The organism is Ruegeria sp. AB10 (genome assembly GCF_056542745.1).
Genome location: NZ_JBQGAI010000010.1, coordinates 17,019 through 34,983, shown reverse-complemented (window position 1 = coordinate 34,983; position 17,965 = coordinate 17,019). Strand labels below are relative to the sequence as shown.

Annotated in this window: 16 protein-coding genes; 9 read left to right on the top strand and 7 right to left on the bottom strand. The window is 57.8% G+C overall.

Translation table 11 applies throughout. The features are described from left to right. Positions 1 to 573: 573 nt before the first annotated feature. Positions 574 to 2,088, bottom strand: coding sequence for a M81 family metallopeptidase (locus ACR0NT_RS16295; protein WP_170674658.1), 1,515 nt, complete (start codon positions 2,086 to 2,088; stop codon positions 574 to 576). A 47-nt stretch (positions 2,089 to 2,135) separates the two neighbouring features. Next, complete coding sequence (locus ACR0NT_RS16290; RefSeq protein WP_170674656.1) at positions 2,136 to 2,834, bottom strand: GntR family transcriptional regulator; 699 nt, start codon at positions 2,832 to 2,834, stop codon at positions 2,136 to 2,138. Positions 2,835 to 2,980: 146 nt separating this feature from the next. Here ACR0NT_RS16290 and ACR0NT_RS16285 point away from each other — a divergent pair, with 146 nt between their 5' ends. The 8 genes from ACR0NT_RS16285 to ACR0NT_RS16250 all read left to right on the top strand — a co-directional run bounded on the left by ACR0NT_RS16285 (position 2,981) and on the right by ACR0NT_RS16250 (position 11,351). Further along, positions 2,981 to 3,646 (top strand): RraA family protein, encoded by a 666-nt coding sequence (locus ACR0NT_RS16285; RefSeq protein ID WP_170674654.1) that lies wholly within the window; start codon positions 2,981 to 2,983, stop codon positions 3,644 to 3,646. Continuing rightward, positions 3,643 to 4,470, top strand: coding sequence for a creatininase family protein (locus ACR0NT_RS16280; RefSeq protein WP_170674652.1), 828 nt, complete (start codon positions 3,643 to 3,645; stop codon positions 4,468 to 4,470). Before ACR0NT_RS16285 ends, ACR0NT_RS16280 begins: the two co-directional genes overlap by 4 nt. Then, complete coding sequence (locus tag ACR0NT_RS16275; protein WP_170440571.1) at positions 4,446 to 5,429, top strand: tripartite tricarboxylate transporter substrate binding protein; 984 nt, start codon at positions 4,446 to 4,448, stop codon at positions 5,427 to 5,429. The genes ACR0NT_RS16280 and ACR0NT_RS16275 overlap by 25 nt, the downstream gene beginning before the upstream one ends. Positions 5,430 to 5,493: 64 nt before the next feature. Continuing rightward, positions 5,494 to 6,021, top strand: coding sequence for a hypothetical protein (locus ACR0NT_RS16270; RefSeq protein ID WP_170440569.1), 528 nt, complete (start codon positions 5,494 to 5,496; stop codon positions 6,019 to 6,021). Between the two features lie 34 nt (positions 6,022 to 6,055). Beyond that, a complete protein-coding gene (locus tag ACR0NT_RS16265) occupies positions 6,056 to 7,582 on the top strand; it encodes a tripartite tricarboxylate transporter permease (RefSeq protein WP_170440567.1) in 1,527 nt (508 codons plus the stop codon). Between the two features lie 77 nt (positions 7,583 to 7,659). Further along, on the top strand, positions 7,660 to 8,841 hold the full coding sequence (locus ACR0NT_RS16260) for a M20 aminoacylase family protein (protein WP_170674650.1): 1,182 nt from the start codon (positions 7,660 to 7,662) through the stop codon (positions 8,839 to 8,841). 1 nt (position 8,842) lies between these two features. Beyond that, positions 8,843 to 10,186: an MmgE/PrpD family protein gene (locus tag ACR0NT_RS16255; protein ID WP_170674648.1), complete on the top strand. Its 1,344-nt coding sequence runs from the start codon at positions 8,843 to 8,845 to the stop codon at positions 10,184 to 10,186. 145 nt (positions 10,187 to 10,331) lie between these two features. Next, positions 10,332 to 11,351 (top strand): AbrB family transcriptional regulator, encoded by a 1,020-nt coding sequence (locus ACR0NT_RS16250; protein WP_170440562.1) that lies wholly within the window; start codon positions 10,332 to 10,334, stop codon positions 11,349 to 11,351. 273 nt (positions 11,352 to 11,624) lie between these two features. On the opposite strand, the gene ACR0NT_RS16245 is transcribed toward ACR0NT_RS16250, so the two are convergent. After that, the gene (locus tag ACR0NT_RS16245) at positions 11,625 to 12,962 is read right to left on the bottom strand and encodes an adenylate/guanylate cyclase domain-containing protein (RefSeq protein WP_170440560.1); all 1,338 of its coding nucleotides are present in this window, start codon (positions 12,960 to 12,962) and stop codon (positions 11,625 to 11,627) included. A 549-nt stretch (positions 12,963 to 13,511) separates the two neighbouring features. On the opposite strand from ACR0NT_RS16245, the gene ACR0NT_RS16240 reads away from it, so the two are divergent. Continuing rightward, positions 13,512 to 14,180, top strand: coding sequence for a DUF924 family protein (locus ACR0NT_RS16240; protein ID WP_170674646.1), 669 nt, complete (start codon positions 13,512 to 13,514; stop codon positions 14,178 to 14,180). Positions 14,181 to 14,409: 229 nt separating this feature from the next. On the opposite strand, the gene ACR0NT_RS16235 is transcribed toward ACR0NT_RS16240, so the two are convergent. The 4 genes from ACR0NT_RS16235 to ACR0NT_RS16220 form a co-directional block, all read right to left on the bottom strand. After that, positions 14,410 to 14,586, bottom strand: a complete 177-nt coding sequence (locus ACR0NT_RS16235; RefSeq protein ID WP_480443370.1) for a sulfotransferase — start codon at positions 14,584 to 14,586, stop codon at positions 14,410 to 14,412. Continuing rightward, positions 14,574 to 15,104, bottom strand: a complete 531-nt coding sequence (locus ACR0NT_RS16230) for a hypothetical protein (RefSeq protein ID WP_170669337.1) — start codon at positions 15,102 to 15,104, stop codon at positions 14,574 to 14,576. The genes ACR0NT_RS16235 and ACR0NT_RS16230 overlap by 13 nt, the downstream gene beginning before the upstream one ends. A gap of 408 nt (positions 15,105 to 15,512) precedes the next feature. Continuing rightward, positions 15,513 to 16,496 carry a C45 family autoproteolytic acyltransferase/hydrolase gene (locus tag ACR0NT_RS16225; RefSeq protein ID WP_170674728.1) on the bottom strand — a complete coding sequence of 328 codons (984 nt, stop codon included), beginning with the start codon at positions 16,494 to 16,496 and terminating at the stop codon, positions 15,513 to 15,515. Between the two features lie 8 nt (positions 16,497 to 16,504). Then, the gene (locus ACR0NT_RS16220) at positions 16,505 to 17,953 is read right to left on the bottom strand and encodes a biotin carboxylase (RefSeq protein WP_170449060.1); all 1,449 of its coding nucleotides are present in this window, start codon (positions 17,951 to 17,953) and stop codon (positions 16,505 to 16,507) included. Positions 17,954 to 17,965 lie beyond the last annotated feature (12 nt).

Genomic DNA, 17,965 nt, shown 5'->3' with positions numbered 1-17,965 from the left:
AAAACGAACGGGGTTGGGCTTGGCGACGCGAACCACATGTTCAATAAGGCGAGACCCATCCTCTTATTGCGAGCTTAATTTGATCCTACTGATCATTATTTCTGCGGCAGGAGCGCAAGTCATTATTTCACAATAAGTATCTATTATAATTATATAATTTCGGGCTCCGAGCACAGAACCAAATAAACTCGCTGCTTCTTAGCGAAAAATACGCATAAACCTGCTGGGCTTGTAACCCCGACCGGGAGAACCCTGGTGTCGGCACCAAGATGACATGGAAACTACTAGGAAACCCTCAGAGGAACTGGATATGGCAAAAGCTTCAACGTGCAGCTCCGCTAGGAGTTCTTGAACGGGGAGGTCTTCTACAGCCTGCGTTAGGCGCAAGTCATGATCGAACGATGGGTGAAATACTAGAACCCGAAATGATCGCTTAGTGCTCAGGCTATCGTTCGCAAGGCCAGAAACCGTCGTCACGATGCATAAAAAGGGCCAGCAGCATACCGACAATCAAGGTGAACTACTTTGGTGAGGCCGATCGAGTCATATCGTGCCTGTCTGCGACTCATCGGTTCAATATGTTTCGCCTGCAGCGAACCCTTCAGCTTTGGCGGCCCACTTTACGCCGGGATCAATCGGGTGGATGGGGCGCGGTGTCTTCTTGAAGTCTATTCGAGACAACGCCGGAGAGGTCAGGCCCGGACCGTCTATTTCCACAACGTGGTCAGGCGTGAAAAACTCGTCGAAACCGGCCCTGAAATGGCCGCGGGATTTGACGACGATAGTGTTGAAATCGGCGATGTTCAGCCCGAAACGCTCGACGAATGCGGGTTCACACAATTGGCGGCGAATACTTGTGACGATGATGAGCACACTCTGGCACCTCAGAAGGGCGCATTGGCCAAGGTCTTGCCGTCCACCGGCATAGAGCCCGCGCCTGCAATTCACCGGGCCATCTGCCAGTTTCACGACCTCGACCTCCGCCGTCAGGCGACCGGATTGCACATCGGATTCGGAACGATTGAACCGGGCTTGAAACCTCGCGCCCTCGCCCTGCTCCGCTGCCTCAGCGGCGAGCTCAGGGTCAAAGAGCATTCCGACCAAAGCGTTTTCGACGCCTGCGTCGAGCATGGCCCGGAGAATGGCGAGCGTGTTGCCGCGGCCTCCACCGCCCGGGTTGTCGGCCACGTCCGCATAGATGCGAGAGGCCCCCAAATCGGACATCAGGCGGACCGCCTCGTCAATCGGGGTCAGGTTTATCCGGAACTCATGACGTGCATCCCAAAGCGCCTGCCCGATCGCGCGCGCTGTTTCGAGAGCGATTGCAGAGTTGTCTGCGGTGACGGTGACATTTGCGCCGGCTTTCGACGAATCCCCGACGGAAAAGCCTGCACAAAGCGATACGTTCCAGATTGGGTCGACTGCCTGTGCCACCGCCTCTTTCATCAGCCGCCCATATGGCCCTCCTGTCGTGTCCTGTGTGGTCGACGGTGGAATGAAGGGCAGGCGGACCAATGCGCGTCCTGTCTTTTCTCCGTTCAGAAGCCTTTTCATCGCCCCGGCGGCGTCCTGCCCCCGTTCAAACTGATCCACATGAGGATTGGTTTGATACGCTGCGATAAAGTCTGCGCCTTCAATCATGTCCGGGCTGACATGGGCATGTAAGTCCAGCGTCACCACCAGCGGAACACCCGGCCCGACGATCTCGCGGATCAGAGAAATCAGCGTCCCGTCAGGGTCTTCGTCATTGGTGGCGATGCAGGCCCCATGCGCGTCCAGATAGACGCCATCCACGTCAGCCGGAAGATGGTCTCGCACCGCTTGCAGGAGTTCGTCGAAAAACGGGCCGTCCATCATGCCACCCGCACCCGCGAACGCGGCGAAAACCGGCACAGGGTCAAATGGCCCGAAGTCCTCTGAGAACCCTTTGATCCCCGCCGAGGCCAAGGCTGGCCTTTCCGCGAGGTCGCGGGCGAATTCTGTGCCGATGGCCAAGCGTTGGGCGGCAAAATCCGTGCGCGCGGTTATCGGCGCGGCACGGTTACTTTCCAGATGGAAATGGATCAGGGCAATCCGTGGCAGGGTCATGTTTTCGGTTTCACTTTATGTGGGGGTTGGACGGTTCGGATCCAGAGCTAGCGACCTTCCAATGCAACAAGCAGATCAGTTCGAGATCTTGAGCGGTGCTTCTTCAATGCTTCCGCAGCTTCCTCGGCGCGGCGTTCCAGCGCGAGGCGCATGATCTGCTCATGTTCTTCATCGACCACGCGCACGTAATCCGGCTCGAATATCCTCTTCGGCAGAAGAATACGGCGGTATCGCTCGGAATGCAGGCTCAGTGTCCGGATAAAGAACTGATGCCACTCGGATGTATGGGCTCCGATCAGGGCCAGATGAAATTCCCGGTGGTAATATTCCCGTTCGATCAGTGAGGTCCCCTCACGCGCGCGTTCCCGTTCCAGCCTGTGAAACGCCAGAACCATACGTTCTTCCCACTCGGTATCCCCATGTTGGATCGCCTGAACGAAGGCTTGTGATTCCAGCTGATCTCGCAGGTCGAGCACTTCGACCAGATCCTCGGAGGACAGATCGCGGACACTGAAGCCGGTCATGCCTTTGGTTTGCACGAATCGCTCGCCAGCAAGCCGGTTCAGGACTTCCCGGCAGGATCCGGTGCTGCCGCCATACTCGGATGTCAGTTCCCGCACTTTCAGCTTTTGCCCGGGTTCAAGCTTTCCTGACCGGATGTCCTCGAGAATCGAATCATAGATCCGGTTCGTTATGGGCTCTTTGGCGGTCGAGGCCGTCGACGGGGGCAAAATATCAGTGCGCATTCCTCTTGTTTAACATGCGATCGGGCATCGGAAAATAGTCGAATTTGAAATTATTGACCGATAATCACAGTTCTGCTACAAATCTTCAAATCATCGAAATAACAGAAATGTTCGAACATATGCCTGGACACTACGACATAGCCCCCATGCCGGACCAGATCGACGGCGAAATCTTGTCGATGCTGTCCGGTGTTTCGGTCGCAACGGTTGGTCATCTGACCTGGACCGGCTTTCTGGATCATCACCGCATCACGCCGCGTCAGGCGGACAAACGCATCATGGGAACAGCCATAACCCTGCGGTTGCCTACCCCGGATTCCACGCTTCTGCACTATGCGTCGGGACGAGTGCGCCCCGGTGATATCGTCGTGATCGACCGGGCCGGGGATACGCGTCTGGCCTGTCTTGGCGGCAATGTTGCCTATGGGCTGGTTCGGGCGGGCGCGGCGGGCGCTATTGTCGATGGCCCGATTTGCGACCCTGACGAGATCCGTGAACATGATCTGCCGGTGTGGTCCTACGGCGTTTCGCCCATCACCACGCGTCGAACCGGACCGGCTGGCAGCCTTAACCTGCCCGTCAACTGTGGCGGCGCCGTGGTTCATGCGGGTGATCTGATCATGGCCGACGACAGCGGAGTGATCTGCATTCCCCGCGCCGAAGCTGCCGAGCTCGCCAAAGCGGCGGCGGCGAAAGAGAACACAAGCACCCGACGCCGGGCGGACATGAAAGCCGGGGCCACCCTAGGCGCCTTGTCCGGTGCCGATGATCTGGTGGCGCAATACGCCGTGACCGTGGAGACAGCGCAATGACCGATCTTGCAGCAACCACCATTTTGAACGCGCGCGCGGCGGTTGCCGCCGACACGCCTTTTCTGATCCCGGTCGGATCGACCGAACCGCACGGCTGCTATACGCCCATGGGGGATTACCGGCTGGTCGATGCGCTGGCAAAGCGTCTGGCCGAGGAAACGGGTTGCATTACCGTGCCAACATTGCCTTTTGGCCATGCCACCTATTTTCAGAATGCGCCTGCGGGTATCGCCCTGTCGGCTGAGACATTTGCCGCAGTATTCTCGGAAATCCTGGATGGCCTCATTCGGGACGGCGTTCGGAATATCCTTGTCCTGAACGGGCATGGCGGCAATTCCGGGATCATCGCCAATCAGCTTCGTCTGGCACGCGCCAAGCACGGCATCATCATTCCGTCGGTCAATGTCTGGGGCAAGTTCGACGAGGACGTGTGGAACCACGCGCAGCCCGAGTTTGGCATTCGCGCCAAAGGCCACGGGACCGAACCGATGGGCTCGCTCAGCCGCTATCTGTTCCCCGATGACTGCCCCCAGCAGCAGGACGTGTATCGTGAGGGCAAAGGCGAAATGAACGGTATCCCTCTGGTTTCCCTGCATCAGGGCAAGTTCGAGGATCTGGATATCAACCTACCCGTTTATGCTGAAGACATCAGCGAAGACGCAAAAATCAACGGTGAAAACGTGCCGTTCAGTGCCGAGGCAGGCAAGATCTTCTTCGACGACATTCTGCTTAAGCTCACCCGCTTTGTAGGTGCTTACTTCAACCTCAAAACTGCGCATACCAATCAAGGGAGAACACCATGTACAGAACACTCAAAAGCGTAGCCGCAAGCGCCACGATCGCGCTGGCCGCTATGGCCGGAGCGGCAACGGCCGCCGACGACTTCCCGAACGGGCCGGTCACAATCGTTGTGGGTGCGAAACCCGGCGGCGGACTTGACACGCTGTCCCGCATTTTCGCTCCGGCTTTGACCGAGGCTTTGGACAATCAGCCTATCGTCGTGGCGAACCGTCCGGGCGCAGGCCAGCTGATTGGTCTGAAATTCACCAAACCGTCCAAGCCGGATGGCCAAACCATCGTGATGATCTCGGGCTCGGCCATGATTGCAACCATGGTCAAGGAAACCGGCGTTGACGTTCTGAACGACTTCAAACCGGTGGCGCATGTCGCCGTGGCGAACTTGGCTGTTGTTGCGCCCAAGGCGCGGAACCTGAACTCGGTCGCCGATCTGAAACAGGCCATTCTGGACGCGGATGCGGCGGGCGAGCAGCTTCGCTGGGCCCATACCGGCAAAGGGTCGATCACCGATGTCGCCATGACCAGCTGGCTGCTGGCCAACGATCTGCAAGACAAGGTGCAGGACGTACCGTTTGCAGGCGGCGCCCCGGCCCGTGCCGCAATCATCGGCGATCAGGTGGCCTTCGGCGTGGTTGGCACGCACCACTATCTGGCCAACCTCGACACCATGAGCGCCATCGGTGTCATGGCTGAAGAACGTGATGGCCTGGCCCCCGACATGCTGTCCTTCGCCGAACAGAACACCGAGTTCGTTGCGATGCCCGCGCCCTATCTTGTTCTGGCACCGAAGGACACGCCGGACGAGGTGATCGAGGAACTGACGGCTGCGTTCAAATTCGCCATCGAAGACCCGGCGACGCAGGAAAAAGTCAAGAACGCGAACCTGAATGTCGTGTTCATGGATGGTCCGCAAACTCATGAGCACATGAAAACGCTCATGGACGCATGGCGCCCGACGACCGACGCGGTCGCAGGCTCGCTCTAAGAGCGTCTTGGTCAAGGCCGGAGGCAGTACGCTGCCTTCGGTCAACGGAAATAGGGAGGGAAAGATGCCTAAGTGGCTTGACGGCGAGATCCTGTTCGGTCTCTTCATGATCGTTGTTTTTCTGGCAGGCGCGTATGATCTGCTGTCGGTTGGTGGTTTGGCTGGCATTGCACAAGACAGCGGAGTTGCCTTCGCTTTGGCCATCATCGTGTTGTCGGTCATCTTGCTGGCCGTGGTCGTCCTGTCGCCCGCTGCGCGCGCCAGTCTCGAAGAGCGCGAGGACCCGGATGCCTATCTGCCCTTCATGACACGGCGCGGTATCCTGATTGCGCTGGTGGGCTGTGCCTACCCGATCATTTTCTGGGCCGCCGAATACATCATCGCCACGACCGTTGTGGGCTTTGTCGCGGTCAGCCTGTTTACCGGTGAATTCGGTCGCAAGCAGGCAACGATTGCGGTGTGTTTCACCCTGTTTTCCTACCTGCTGTTCTTCTTTTTCCTGGGCATCACCGAAGGCGACGGCGCGCTGATTTCGACCGGGTTGAACGACAAGGTGCCCACATGGCGCCGAGACTTCTTTGCCGCGTTCTGAACGCATCCGAAGACCGATCAAAAGGAACTAGAATATGTCTCCATTCCTGGAAGGTATGTCAGCGTTCATCACCAGCCCCAGTGCGGTGATTGTCGCCATCATCGGCTCGGTTGCGGGTATTCTCGTCGGTGCCGTGCCAGGGCTGAGCGGTACAACCGCAGTTGCTCTGCTTTTGCCCTTTTCGTTCTATCTGGACCCGCTGATCGCGTTGATCCTGATGTATACGATCTCTAAATCATCGGATTTCGGCGGCTCGATCCCCGGAATTCTGTTCAACACTCCCGGGACCCCTTCCGCGGCTGCGACCATGATCGAAGGTCATCCGCTGGCGCGGAAGGGCTACCCGGTCAAAGCGCTGCGCGCTGCCACGGCGGCGTCGGCAACGGGCGACTTCTTCTCGGAATGTCTGCTGATCTTTGGCGCGGCCTATCTTGCAGTTTACGCCGTGAAAATCGGCCCGCCCGAGCTGGTGACGATCTATATTCTGGCCTTTGTCGTGATCTCGTCGATCATCGGTGAATCGATGATCAAAGGCATCATCAGCACCTTGTTCGGCATTACGCTCGCTTTGGTCGGGTTCGACCCGATCTCGGGCAACCTGCGCATGACCTTTGATCAGCTGCCGCTGATGGATGGTCTGCCGCTGGTTCCGGCGCTAATCGGTATCTTTGTGGTTGGCGAAGTGTTCCACCGCTTTGACGTTCGGGATTTTGGCGCGACCTCGCACAAGGATCAAGAGAACCAGAAAAACGAAGTCAGCAAACCCGACGACACTTTCGGCCTTGCGGACTATCTGCGCGTTCTGCCGACGATCATACGATCCATGTTCATCGGAGCCTCGGTCGGCATGTTCCCCGGCATTGGTGCCTCGGTCGCGTCGTTCCTGTCCTTCGGCGAGGCCAGACGGCAGGCCAAGCCCGATGACGAATGGGGCGATGGCGAGGTCAAAGGCGTTGCAGCGTCAGAGGCCGCCAACAACGCCACCTCGGGCGCGAACCTGATACCGCTGCTGACCCTTGGTATCCCCGGATCGACGCAGGCGGCGCTGCTGGCTGGTGCGATGCTGATCCATGGCATCACCGTCGGGCCGCAGGTCTTCACCGAAGACGCCAACCTGATCTATGCACTGTTCAGCGCCGGTCTGTTCTGTATCGTTGCCTATTTTGTTGTGGGCTTCTGGTTCAGCCCGATGATCGGGCGGATCATTCTGGCAGTGCCTGCGCGGATTACCTATTCGCTGATCCTGATGATCTCGGTCTCGTCGGCCTATGTGCTGCATTCGTCCTTGTTCGACGTGTGGATCATGGTTCTGTTCGGTGTCCTCGGCTATCTGTTCCGGCGCTATCACTACAACATCCCGGCCTTCATGATTGCCCTGCTTCTGGGTGGCGGCATGGAGCGCGCGGTGCGTCAGACCCAGCTACTTGCCAATGACGGCCTCTGGATCATCTTCCAGCGCCCGATTTCGCTGACGATCCTGATCCTGACGGTGATCATGATCATCATGCGGATCAGAAAAGCCCGGATGAACAAGGCGCTTGCCGCCATTCAGGACGACTGATCCCAAACACAGCGCCTGCCCTCTGCTGCCGCCCGCAGTCAGAGGGCAGAGCCTTTTCAAACGCTCGAGGTTTTCTTATGGCCATTCCTGCCGAAATTACCGCCTTTGCCAACGAAATGACCGGCTGGCGCCGACATCTCCATGCCCACCCGGAACTGGGGTACAAGGAATTCGAGACCTCGGATTTCGTCGCCCGGCACCTGACAGAATGGGGCATCCCGTTTGAACGCCTGACCGAGACCGGGATTGTCGCCACCCTGCGCGCAGGTGACGGCAACCGTGCCGTGGCCTTGCGCGCGGACATGGACGCGCTGCCGATGGAAGATCAGGGAGACGCGCCTTGGGCCTCGACCGTGCCGGGTGTCATGCATGGCTGCGGCCATGACGGGCATACGGCGACGCTGCTGGGCGCGATGAAATACCTGTCGCAGACGCGCCGGTTCTCCGGGACGGTTCATGCGATCTTTCAACCCGCCGAGGAAGGGCTGGCCGGGGCCAAAAGCCTGCTTGATGCCGGACTGTTCGAGAAGTTCCCAGCCGACATGGTGTTCGGCCAGCACAACGACCCATTATTGCCCGAAGGCGTGATGAGCGTGGTCAAAGGCCCGACTATGGCCGCGTCCGACCGGTTTTCGATCACAGTCACAGGCAAGGGCGGACACGCCGCGCGCCCGCATCACACCGTCGACCCTCTGATCGCTGGGGCGCAAGTTGCCTTGTCTCTGCAGACGATCCTTTCGCGCCGGATCGATCCACTGGAAAACGGCGTGATTTCGGTGACGCAGTTTCATGCGGGTACAACAGGCAATGTGATCCCCGAGGTGGCCGAACTGCAAGGCACTGCCCGCAGCCTGACACCCGAGGTTCAGGACGAATTTGAAAGGCTGATTTCCGAGATTGCCCGCAACGCGGCGGCAACGATGGGAGCCGAGGTCGCCGTCGACTACCGACGCGGCTATCCGCCGGTGATCAACGCAGATGCGCCGACTGATTTTGGCATGGACGCCGCGATCGCTGTTGTTGGTGGCGACAATGTAATGATGAAGCGACCACCGGCGATGGGGGGCGAGGATTTTGCCTTTTTGGCACAAGCGCGCCCCGGTTGCTTTGCCCGGATCGGCACCACCAAACCCGGAGAGCAGCCAGTGCCGCTGCACAATCCGCGTTACGATTTCAACGATGACGTTCTGCCAATTGGCGCGGCCTGGTTTGCCGAGGTCGTCGAAAAAGTGCTGGCGCCGACCAGCATGCCCAACTGACATGAGCACCGTTCTTGAGCGCATCGCGGATTGGTGCATCGTATATCAATCGACTGAGCGTCAGCGCGCGCTTGCAGCCGACGCAATCACGGACACGGTTGCATGTATGTATCTGGGGCGCGACGATCCGGCGACGCTCAGCGTGCGACAGGCCTATTTGTCGGGGGCGACTCAGGATGGCCCCGCACGGCTTATTGGCGGCGGGCGGTCAGACGCCGCAATTGCCGCCGCAATCAACGGAACCGCAGCCCACGCGCTGGATTTCGACGATAATTTTCGACCCGCGCTCAGCCACGCCTCTGCCGTTTCAGTTCCGGCTTTGCTGGCAATTGGTGACGAGCTAAACGCATCCGGCGCGCAGGTCGTCCAGGCTTATCTGGTCGCGCTGCAGGTCCAGGGCCTGATTGGCGCAGGTGTCGTTCCTTCTCACTACACCGCTGGCTGGCACAGTACGTCGACAATCGGCACCATCGGAACGGCGGCTGGTGTGGCTCACATGATGGGGTTCGATCGCGCGCGGATTGTGCACGCAATGTCGCTGGCCGTCAGCTTCGCCTCGGGCAGCAAGGCCCAGTTCGGTGCGCCCGTTAAACCGTTCCACGCGGGAATGGGCGCAAAAAATGCCATCGAAGCCGCCCGTCTGGCACGGGCAGGCCTGTCCGGGCACGCCGATATCATTGAGCGCGGACAGGGTTTTCTTGAGCTTTTCGGCGGCAAAGCGCCACGCGGATATGCCAATCTCGACATAACCCCCGACATGCCCCACTATATCGAAACCGCTGGTGTCATGCCAAAGCGGTTCGCCTGTTGCGGTTCAAGCCATATGGCCATCGACATGGCGCTGGATCTGCGGGACGAAGGGGTTATCAACCCCGAGAACATCGCAGACATCTCGGTCAAGGTGCGGATCGCGAACTATCGGAACATGCCGTTCACGCATCCCAAAAACGAAATGGAAGCCCGGTTCTCCATGTCCTATTGCATTGCGCGCGCGGTGCGGGCAGGCCGGTTGAGTGTCACGGATTTCACTCCGGAAGGGGTGGCCGCCCATGCGGACGAGCCGTTGCTGGACCGCATCAAGATGACCCACTACACGGCCGAGGAAGAAGCGGCCGAGGACTTTCTGCCACATATCCTGACCGCGACACTCGTGGATGGATCGCAGGTCGAGCGGGTCCGGCGCAATCCAAAAGGGAGCATCTCCGAGCCATTCTCCGAGACGCAGAAACAAGAGAAATTCCTCGATTGCATGGGGGGGCATGAAAATGCCGGTGACCTCTACGTCCAGTCGCAAGGCATCGCAGACCTGAGTTCACTTGCAGCCCTCACACCGTTGTTTCGATGACATCACCTGGCTTGCCAGTATTCATTCCAACGCAGGTTAGAGGTTAACTGGCAATTGGGGATGAAGCGGGAAACCGATCTCGCGTTCCCGAAGTCATAGTTTTGAAAGGCAGAAAGGTCATGAGAACGCCCGTGAAACACCAGCGATGACTGTCGTTCTGACCTTCGCTGTTGGCCTTGCGGGCGTGGCCGGGTTTCATGTTCTGCATCTGCCATTGCCCTGGTTGCTGGGTCCCATCTTTGCCTGTCTCACAGCCGCAGCTTTCGGGATGCGTCTGCGTGGGATCGCGGTCGTGAACAAAACCATGCGGACCATTCTGGGGGTTGCGGTTGGTGCAACCCTGACACCCGCGGTTCTGGCGAGTTTCCCATCCATGTGGTCCACATTGGCGATGATCCCGGTCACCGTGATTTTGATCGGAGTGATCGGGGTACCCTATTTCCGGCGGGTCTGGGGCTATGACATGCCGACGGCCTATTATGCCGCGATGCCCGGCGGGCTTCAGGACATGCTGGTTTTCGGCGAAGAGGCTGGTGGCAACGTGCGGACCCTGTCCCTAATTCACGCAACCCGGGTTCTGCTGATCGTGACGGCTCTGCCGTTCATTCTTGAGATCATCTGGGATGTCGATCTGAGCAACCCACCCGGTGCACCCGCTGCGTCGATCCCGCCACAGGAATTGCTGATCATGCTTTTCTGCGCCATCGCGGGCTGGCGCATCGCGGAACGGGTCGGGCTATTTGGCGCCTCAATTCTGGGTCCGATGATTGCGGCGGCGATAGCGGCCCTGGCCGGGTTGCTGCATTTTCGCCCACCCGCCGAGGCAATCTGGCTGGCGCAGTTCTTCATCGGGCTGACCGTGGGTGCAAAATACTCGGGCGTGACGCGCGCCGAAGTTCAGCGTGACCTTGTGGCGGGGGCGGGTTTCTGCGTGGTCCTGATCGCATTGACCTTCGGATTGGTCGAGTTCGCGATTATCTTTGACCTCGCACCCGGCCGCGAGGCCTTGCTGGCCTTCGCACCGGGCGGTCAGGCCGAGATGGCAGTGCTGGCGTTGATTGTCGGTGCAGATGTAGCCTTCGTGGTCGCCCACCACGTGTTTCGTATGGTCCTTGTCATCCTCGGCGCGCCAATCGTGATGCGGCTGATTGATAGATTTCATTGATCTGCAGCACCTGCCGAACGCAAAACCCTCATAGACAGGCGAGTACGTTTGCCGTTATTCAAACGGCAATCATCTTCGCTCTACCAGATAACCGGCTGCAATCGCAGCATTGGTTACCGACGCTCAATGACCGGCCTGGGACGTCTGTGCTCAGGCCCAGCGAGGACACTGATCGGATGCTGCACAGTCGCCGAAGCCCGGAAAGAGCCCCAAAGCGGATGCTCCTTTTCTCGCGGCAAAGACAAGCAGGGCAGCGCCAGTATATTGAGTTGTTTAATTCGCGGGGCTGACCGCGTGCAGTCGCCAAGTGTTTGGGACGCCTTTCAACTCGTGTTCACCGCAGTCTTGAAACTGGAACGGTGCACCAAGCATCAGTTGGCGGGTAAGATCGGAAGCCAGAACTTGTCCGTCCTTGGCTTTGCCCATCACGCGCGCGGCCACGACTACGCCAAGACCACTGATATCGTCGCCACGAATTTCAATCTCACCAGTATGCGCGCCGAAGCGTGCGCTTAAGTCAATTGCAGACAAGGCTTCTCGTACAGATGCAGCGCAGGCGAGCGCGCTGGTCGGGGAGTTGAACGTCGCCAGCACACCATCGCCGGTGAATTTCACAAGATGACCGCCATGGCGGGAAATCTGGTTCGCGCAGATATCGTCGTGGCGGTTCATCAGGTCGCGCCAACTGTCATCACCGATCCGGGCTTGTTGCGAGGTGGAATCGACCAGATCTGAGAAAAGGACAGTGGCAAGGGTGCGTGTGGGTTGGTTCGTTACCGGGGCCGCGCCGGTTACGAACTCAATGATCGCGGCCGCATAGCTTTCCACATCACCTTCCCACGGCACATGCTCGTGGCCCGGTACGGTTTTGTATTCAGTCGAGGGCATCAAACGCAGAAAATCCTGGGCACAATCTGCCCCGTTCGCTTCTTCGGTTTCGCGATGAATAACCAATGTGGATTGGGAAATAGAAGGCAGCAATTCCCGGATATCGATCCACGCGGCCAACTCGAACAGGTTGGCAACTGTGATGGGAGTCGCGCTCATCCGTTGAAAATGCGCCCAGGCTTCCTGAGCCTCGGCATCGTCCTGACTTGGGCCGAATTCAGAAAATGGGTGAGGTTTGTAGGGCTTCCCCCAATTTTCGCGGAATTGGGTCAATGCAATTTCAAGGCTTTCAGGTGTCAGATAACCTCGGGTTAAACGGCCTTGAGCGTACCCGCCGCAAAGGGCCAGGCGTTCAACGCGCTCGGGGCGCATCGCGGCATAGACACAGGCAAGTGAAGCACCTTCGGAGAAAGCAATGATCGTGGCTGAGGTCATGCCGGTGGCATCCATCACCGATTCAATATCCATCATGCGCTCTTCAAGGGTTGGTGTTCCCTGAATGCGGTCGGACATACCGTTTCCGCGCTTATCGAAAGTAACCAACCTTCCAACCGAGCTGAGAGTCGTCATCCACTGCAGATAGCCCGGATGCTCCATAGACGCTTCCAGATGCGAGATCATGCCGGGAACCAACACGAGATTTCGCGGTCCATCGCCCCAAACCTGATAGGCGATGGAGAGGCCGTCGCTTTCGGTAAAAAGGGTCTCCACGTTGGCAGTCATGCTCCCCCCCGTAGTTCTCCGGCCTATCCGCCGCCCGCAAGTTCACTACGGATCGCAGCGAAGCTGACGCGCAACCATATTGAATTCCGAATGGGCTATCGGTCAACAATCTCTTTGGTTGAGCGCAACTGCGGCAACAGTGCGTGGGTCGATCCCGGATATTCTCTAATGCTTTGCACGCAACTACTGGCGCGGTGGATACTCGCGTGCACTCTTCCTGCATCAGCTTTGTCCGCACCGCAGGCCTTGTAAAATGCTTGGATCGCCTCCGCACAGCGAATGGCTGCTTCGGTGAAGCTGCACTGCGGTACCGTCTGGCAAGATGAAGGACTGGTATGGGCCGTTACTTAGGGTCGACTTTTAAGCTCAACCTCAGATGCTGAATTACCTTCGAGGGAAGCGTTGAGCCCACTACAAGCATCCAACGCAATCAGAATGAGAGGGGCCGAGCGTTCGAAATGCGACCTCCAGTTAGCCAATCATATGTGATACGAGCAATACAGCGCAGCGCAATTTACCTATTTGGTAAGTCGACCTGCAACCGTTTAAATGGCCAAGCTTATGAACAGTTCAGCAATCACGCCAGAGGAGATCATTAAGTTCTGGTTCCCCGAAGGTCCTGCGCCCAAACCAAAGGAGCACTTGGAGCTTTGGATGTGGCGGATGCGTGGCGGCGCCAATGCCGAAGTTTTGGAGAAATACTCGGAAGTCACGCAATTGGCTGCGGACGGAGAATTTGATTATTGGGCTGATACTCCGGAAGGCCGATTTGCTTTAATAATCATCTTGGACCAGTTTCCACGAACTGTCTGGGCAGGTACGGCCAAGGCATTCTCGCAGGACCCGAAAGCCCTGAAACTCTGCCTTGAGGGGTTCGAAAACGGACACTTCGATGCGCTCGAAGATGTGTGGTATAAAACCGCGTACAAAATTCCACTTGAGCATTGCGAATGTCCCGATCATCTTGCCAATTTGGAACGTGCAGTGGCAATTGCAGAGGCCCTCGCAGAAGAAGCTCCTGCGCACCTGAGAGAATTGTATCAAAGGGCCCCACAACAACCCAAACTACATCGTGCAGTAGTGGCAGCTTTCGGTCGTCATCCACACCGAAACGAGGTTCTGGGTCGCAAATCAACGGAAGCCGAACTTGAATATCTGGCGAAGGGGAATTTCCCACACCAGACGGATCTTGGAGAACAGTACAGGGATTTGATGTAAATACCCGGGATCAGATTTGTCCCGTTGAGATACCAGGCTTTTCTCATTCCAAGATTGTGCTCGCCTAATTCGCGTTTAAGTGAACGGCTGCCGAGTCCGCGCAGCTTGAGAGCGTTTGCAATGAATATCCAGAATGCGGGGTAATGCAACGCCTCCCATTGTTTGGCGTGTCCAGCCCAATTCTGGCGGACCTCCTTCCCAGGTCCAGCCGGGAAGGAGTGTGAGAGACTTAGCCTGCCGCCATATCATCAGGTTCACCGCCAAGCTCGGCCCAGAACTCCTCGCGCAGGCTGGTGTTCGGGAAAGCCTCAGCTGGGACCGGCACATCGAGAAATGCGCAGAGCGGCTCCCAGCCGTCAGCAGCGTTGAAAACCAGAAGCCGATCGGTGTGGATCAGCTCCCGCACTCGCTGATTGTTCCTGGTGTAGGCGGCAATACGGCGGTGATCCCGGTAGGATTGTCCATCGGATTCACTTGCTTCGGTTCGCCCTTGACCCGAATGACATCCTTCCGGTCGCCGTTCATCAGCTTGTCCTTGGTGTCGATCGGGAAGGCCGCGATGTCATAGCGATCATCACCAACTTTGGTGATGCTGATCGGCTCTGGCATCTTGCCATGCACGATGCCTTCATAAACGTCGATGGCAGCAGAAACGGTATTGGCCATCGGAACAATCGTTGCCATCTTTGATAACGGTTCAGTACAAATCTCTTCGCTCATCTGACAATTCTTCATGGCGGTGTCCGAGGCGGCGAGTTCACCGCCAAATTTCTTTAGGTTTTCGCGCACAGCTTCCAGCAGGGCGAACCGCTCGGCGGGGGAGGTGTCGGCCCATTTCTGCGGGTTCAGGTGAGTAATTGCGTCGCCCAGATAGATGAACTCCTGGGAATCCCAAGGCCCGAAAAGCGGATGATGGATGATCATTTGGGCCTCTTTCAGTGCAGGATGGGCTGTGCGCCCTGCCCTTTTCCGTCGATGGTATTGCTGTGGCGGAACCGATCCATCCGGAACGCCCGGCGGTGTCATGCCGGCGACCGGCTTTCAGCAGATGCGCGAAACAGCAACTCGAGGCTGGCCTGGGACCAGCCGCCTTTGAAACAGACTCCCTCGATATCCGTGCAGTCGATTAACGGCGAGCTGTCCATCGACATATCCCTGGACCCGTCCAAGCGCGGGATCAGCGAGATGCTGCTTTCGTCGCCAAGCTGCTCAAAAACTCTGCTGATTCCAACCTTAGGGGCAATGCGTTTGACCGACTCACCGATACAGTTGGGGATGTGCCCAAAAAAAGGATAGAACCAGCATCCTGCCTTAAGGACACCTGCAAGGTGTCTAGGAAAGTTCCTGCTCAGGTAAACGAATGCTGTATTCAATTTCATCAAAACTATTGAATGAAAGATCCCAGGTTGCTCCTGGCCACAATAATTCCAGTTGTTTTTTTGCTGGCCGGTAAACTGCTGTGTAAAGCGTTCCGAAACCCGATTTGAAAGCGGTTGAATACAATGGAGGGCGCAAGAACGCTTCGATGAACCGTTTCTCGCTTTCGGGGTGTTGGTTCAGGCGGTTCAGCAGGAAGCGTTCGCGTTCGACGGTCGCTGTGAACCGCGCGTGCTTGGACCATTCCACATGGCCCTGATGGTTCGTCGCCACCGGCACGTCCGAGATTTGCGGATGCCGATCGGGGGCGAGATATACCGTACTGTGGTTATATTTCGCGTCCAGAACGGTGACGTTGTAACTCATGTGGCAGGGGATGCGGCAGAGCGCATCAACTGCCTGGGCGGTGGTCTCGCAGGTCTGCAGCACATAGCGCAGGATCAAAGGTACGCCGAACCCGTCGCCCACCTCGCGCCGTCCGCCGAAGGTCAGGGAGACCGTGAGGCCCGCATCGTTGATGCCGTCGAGCAGGCCCAGAATGCCGTCGCTCATCCCGATCACACCGCGCCCGTCCCAGCGGGTTTTCAGCACGGCGGCGTCGAAGGTTTTCGGGTGGTAGTCATAATTGCGCACCAGAAACGGCGCCTTGCCGCGCCAGATCGCCTGACTGCAACCCGACAGATATTTCGGCGGGCAGTAGAAGCTGAGAAAGCGCGCCTGACTGTCGCTGCCGCCGACCAGTTCGACGACCTGTTCATACAGCGGCACAATCTCGGGCATGTGCTTTTGCAACGCGCGCAAACATTCGCGGTAGGTGGGGCGCGCCGAATACCCCTCTTTCGCCCACCATTTGCGGTAGGCGGGCCAGTACTCGGCAAACAGCCCGGCCAGCTTTGGACCGGGCTGTTCCTCGTCAAATGAGCGAAAAACAAGCGCCATGGGGCTTTCTACATGATTTTGAACGCGGGGTCTTCCATCGGCTGCGCCGCAGGCAGCGGCTCTGCTGCGTAGGCCGAAGTGATGCCGTGTATCCATTTCTTCGAGGTTTCAGTCAGCTTGAAGCCCTTGGTCATCGACCGGCCTCGGGTCACCAGAATGCCTAGATCGGCCCCTTCATAGCGGTAATCGCCGACGTTCGAGATACGCAGGAAAAACGCTTCATTTTCGCCCACCGCACGGCGGTGATAGTCGAAGCGGTCGAACACCACGCGGCCATCTTCCAGCATCTTGTAGATGCCCGATTGCGGGGCCTGCGTGATGCGGTCGACGCTGTCATCGGTGTGCTTGATCACCATCTGTGACCAACTGTCGATCATGTCCGGGTCGGCCCAGCGGGCGTTGAGTTCCTCAACATCCAGCTTGAAGGGTTTCTTTGAGAATTCCAGCAGATGGAACAGGAACAAAGGCGCATCCGCATGGGCAAAAGCCGCGTGGTTGGTCATCGAACTGGCTCCGGTGATACGGGGGTTCAGTTCGCCCAGCCACAGCTCATCCGTTTTCTTGTCGATCAGGAAATCGAGTTCGAAATAGCCGCGATAGCCGGATTTGCGGAGTTCCTCGCCAAACTGGAAGGTCAATTGCCGCGCCTGTTCGCGGGCCTTCGGCGGGAACGCGGTTGAGAAGATCTCATTTCCGCACCAGCCGCCGCGATAGGGGGTGAGTTCCTTGAAGCCCACAAGCTCGGTCATCAGCGGGCCCACAATCGTGCCTTCGGATGTCGCACAAGCCTCGATCGCCGCGCCGCGACAATCGATCCGCTTCATGATCTTGATCTCGCCCTCGCCGACAATCTCATCCTTGTGCTTGTTGAAATCGGCTTCGGATTTGATGAAGAACGTGGTGTGACCGCTGTCGCCAAAGGCGGATTGCAGCACCAGATCGTTGCCCAACCCGGCCTTATCGCAAATTTTCTGCAGGTGATCGTAGCTTTTGACCACGCTCAGAGTGTTAGGCACGGACGGCACGCCGGCCTTGTTACCGATACGAACGGTCTCGATCTTGTTGTCGCATTTGGTGCGCAGCTTGGCCTTGGGGAACCACAGCTGACCGCCCAGTTCCTTGACCAGCTTCTCGGTCGTCTCGTCAAACATCAGGAAGACAAACTTGGGCTTGCCACCGCGCCGCTTGATCAGGTCGATGACCTCTTTGTGCTGCAGCAGATAGTTGTTGATGTCCTCGATCGATTGGAATTCGTCATGCGGCATCTCGGAAGGAACGAACACGTTCGGATGCCGCCCGTCAAAGCAATCCATGTAGCAGATATAGGTGAAATTCATCACCCATTCATCCAGCCCCAACAGGTTGAAATTGGTCGCCGACACGAAATAGATCGGGTCCTTGTTGGTGTGGAAATACCGGCGGATTTCCGAGATGTTCTTCAGCACCTTCTTTGGCATATGGTCCTCCCA

Excerpts from the sequence above, each read along its gene's own strand:
- ACR0NT_RS16295 (WP_170674658.1), bottom strand. The coding sequence starts at position 2,088 with ATGACCCTGCCACGGATTGCCCTGATCCATTTCCATCTGGAAAGTAAC.
- ACR0NT_RS16290 (WP_170674656.1), bottom strand. The coding sequence starts at position 2,834 with ATGCGCACTGATATTTTGCCCCCGTCGACGGCCTCGACCGCCAAAGAG.
- ACR0NT_RS16285 (WP_170674654.1), top strand. The coding sequence starts at position 2,981 with ATGCCGGACCAGATCGACGGCGAAATCTTGTCGATGCTGTCCGGTGTT.
- ACR0NT_RS16280 (WP_170674652.1), top strand. The coding sequence starts at position 3,643 with ATGACCGATCTTGCAGCAACCACCATTTTGAACGCGCGCGCGGCGGTT.
- ACR0NT_RS16275 (WP_170440571.1), top strand. The coding sequence starts at position 4,446 with ATGTACAGAACACTCAAAAGCGTAGCCGCAAGCGCCACGATCGCGCTG.
- ACR0NT_RS16270 (WP_170440569.1), top strand. The coding sequence starts at position 5,494 with ATGCCTAAGTGGCTTGACGGCGAGATCCTGTTCGGTCTCTTCATGATC.
- ACR0NT_RS16265 (WP_170440567.1), top strand. The coding sequence starts at position 6,056 with ATGTCTCCATTCCTGGAAGGTATGTCAGCGTTCATCACCAGCCCCAGT.
- ACR0NT_RS16260 (WP_170674650.1), top strand. The coding sequence starts at position 7,660 with ATGGCCATTCCTGCCGAAATTACCGCCTTTGCCAACGAAATGACCGGC.
- ACR0NT_RS16255 (WP_170674648.1), top strand. The coding sequence starts at position 8,843 with ATGAGCACCGTTCTTGAGCGCATCGCGGATTGGTGCATCGTATATCAA.
- ACR0NT_RS16250 (WP_170440562.1), top strand. The coding sequence starts at position 10,332 with ATGACTGTCGTTCTGACCTTCGCTGTTGGCCTTGCGGGCGTGGCCGGG.
- ACR0NT_RS16245 (WP_170440560.1), bottom strand. The coding sequence starts at position 12,962 with ATGACTGCCAACGTGGAGACCCTTTTTACCGAAAGCGACGGCCTCTCC.
- ACR0NT_RS16240 (WP_170674646.1), top strand. The coding sequence starts at position 13,512 with ATGGCCAAGCTTATGAACAGTTCAGCAATCACGCCAGAGGAGATCATT.
- ACR0NT_RS16230 (WP_170669337.1), bottom strand. The coding sequence starts at position 15,104 with ATGATCATCCATCATCCGCTTTTCGGGCCTTGGGATTCCCAGGAGTTC.
- ACR0NT_RS16225 (WP_170674728.1), bottom strand. The coding sequence starts at position 16,496 with ATGGCGCTTGTTTTTCGCTCATTTGACGAGGAACAGCCCGGTCCAAAG.
- ACR0NT_RS16220 (WP_170449060.1), bottom strand. The coding sequence starts at position 17,953 with ATGCCAAAGAAGGTGCTGAAGAACATCTCGGAAATCCGCCGGTATTTC.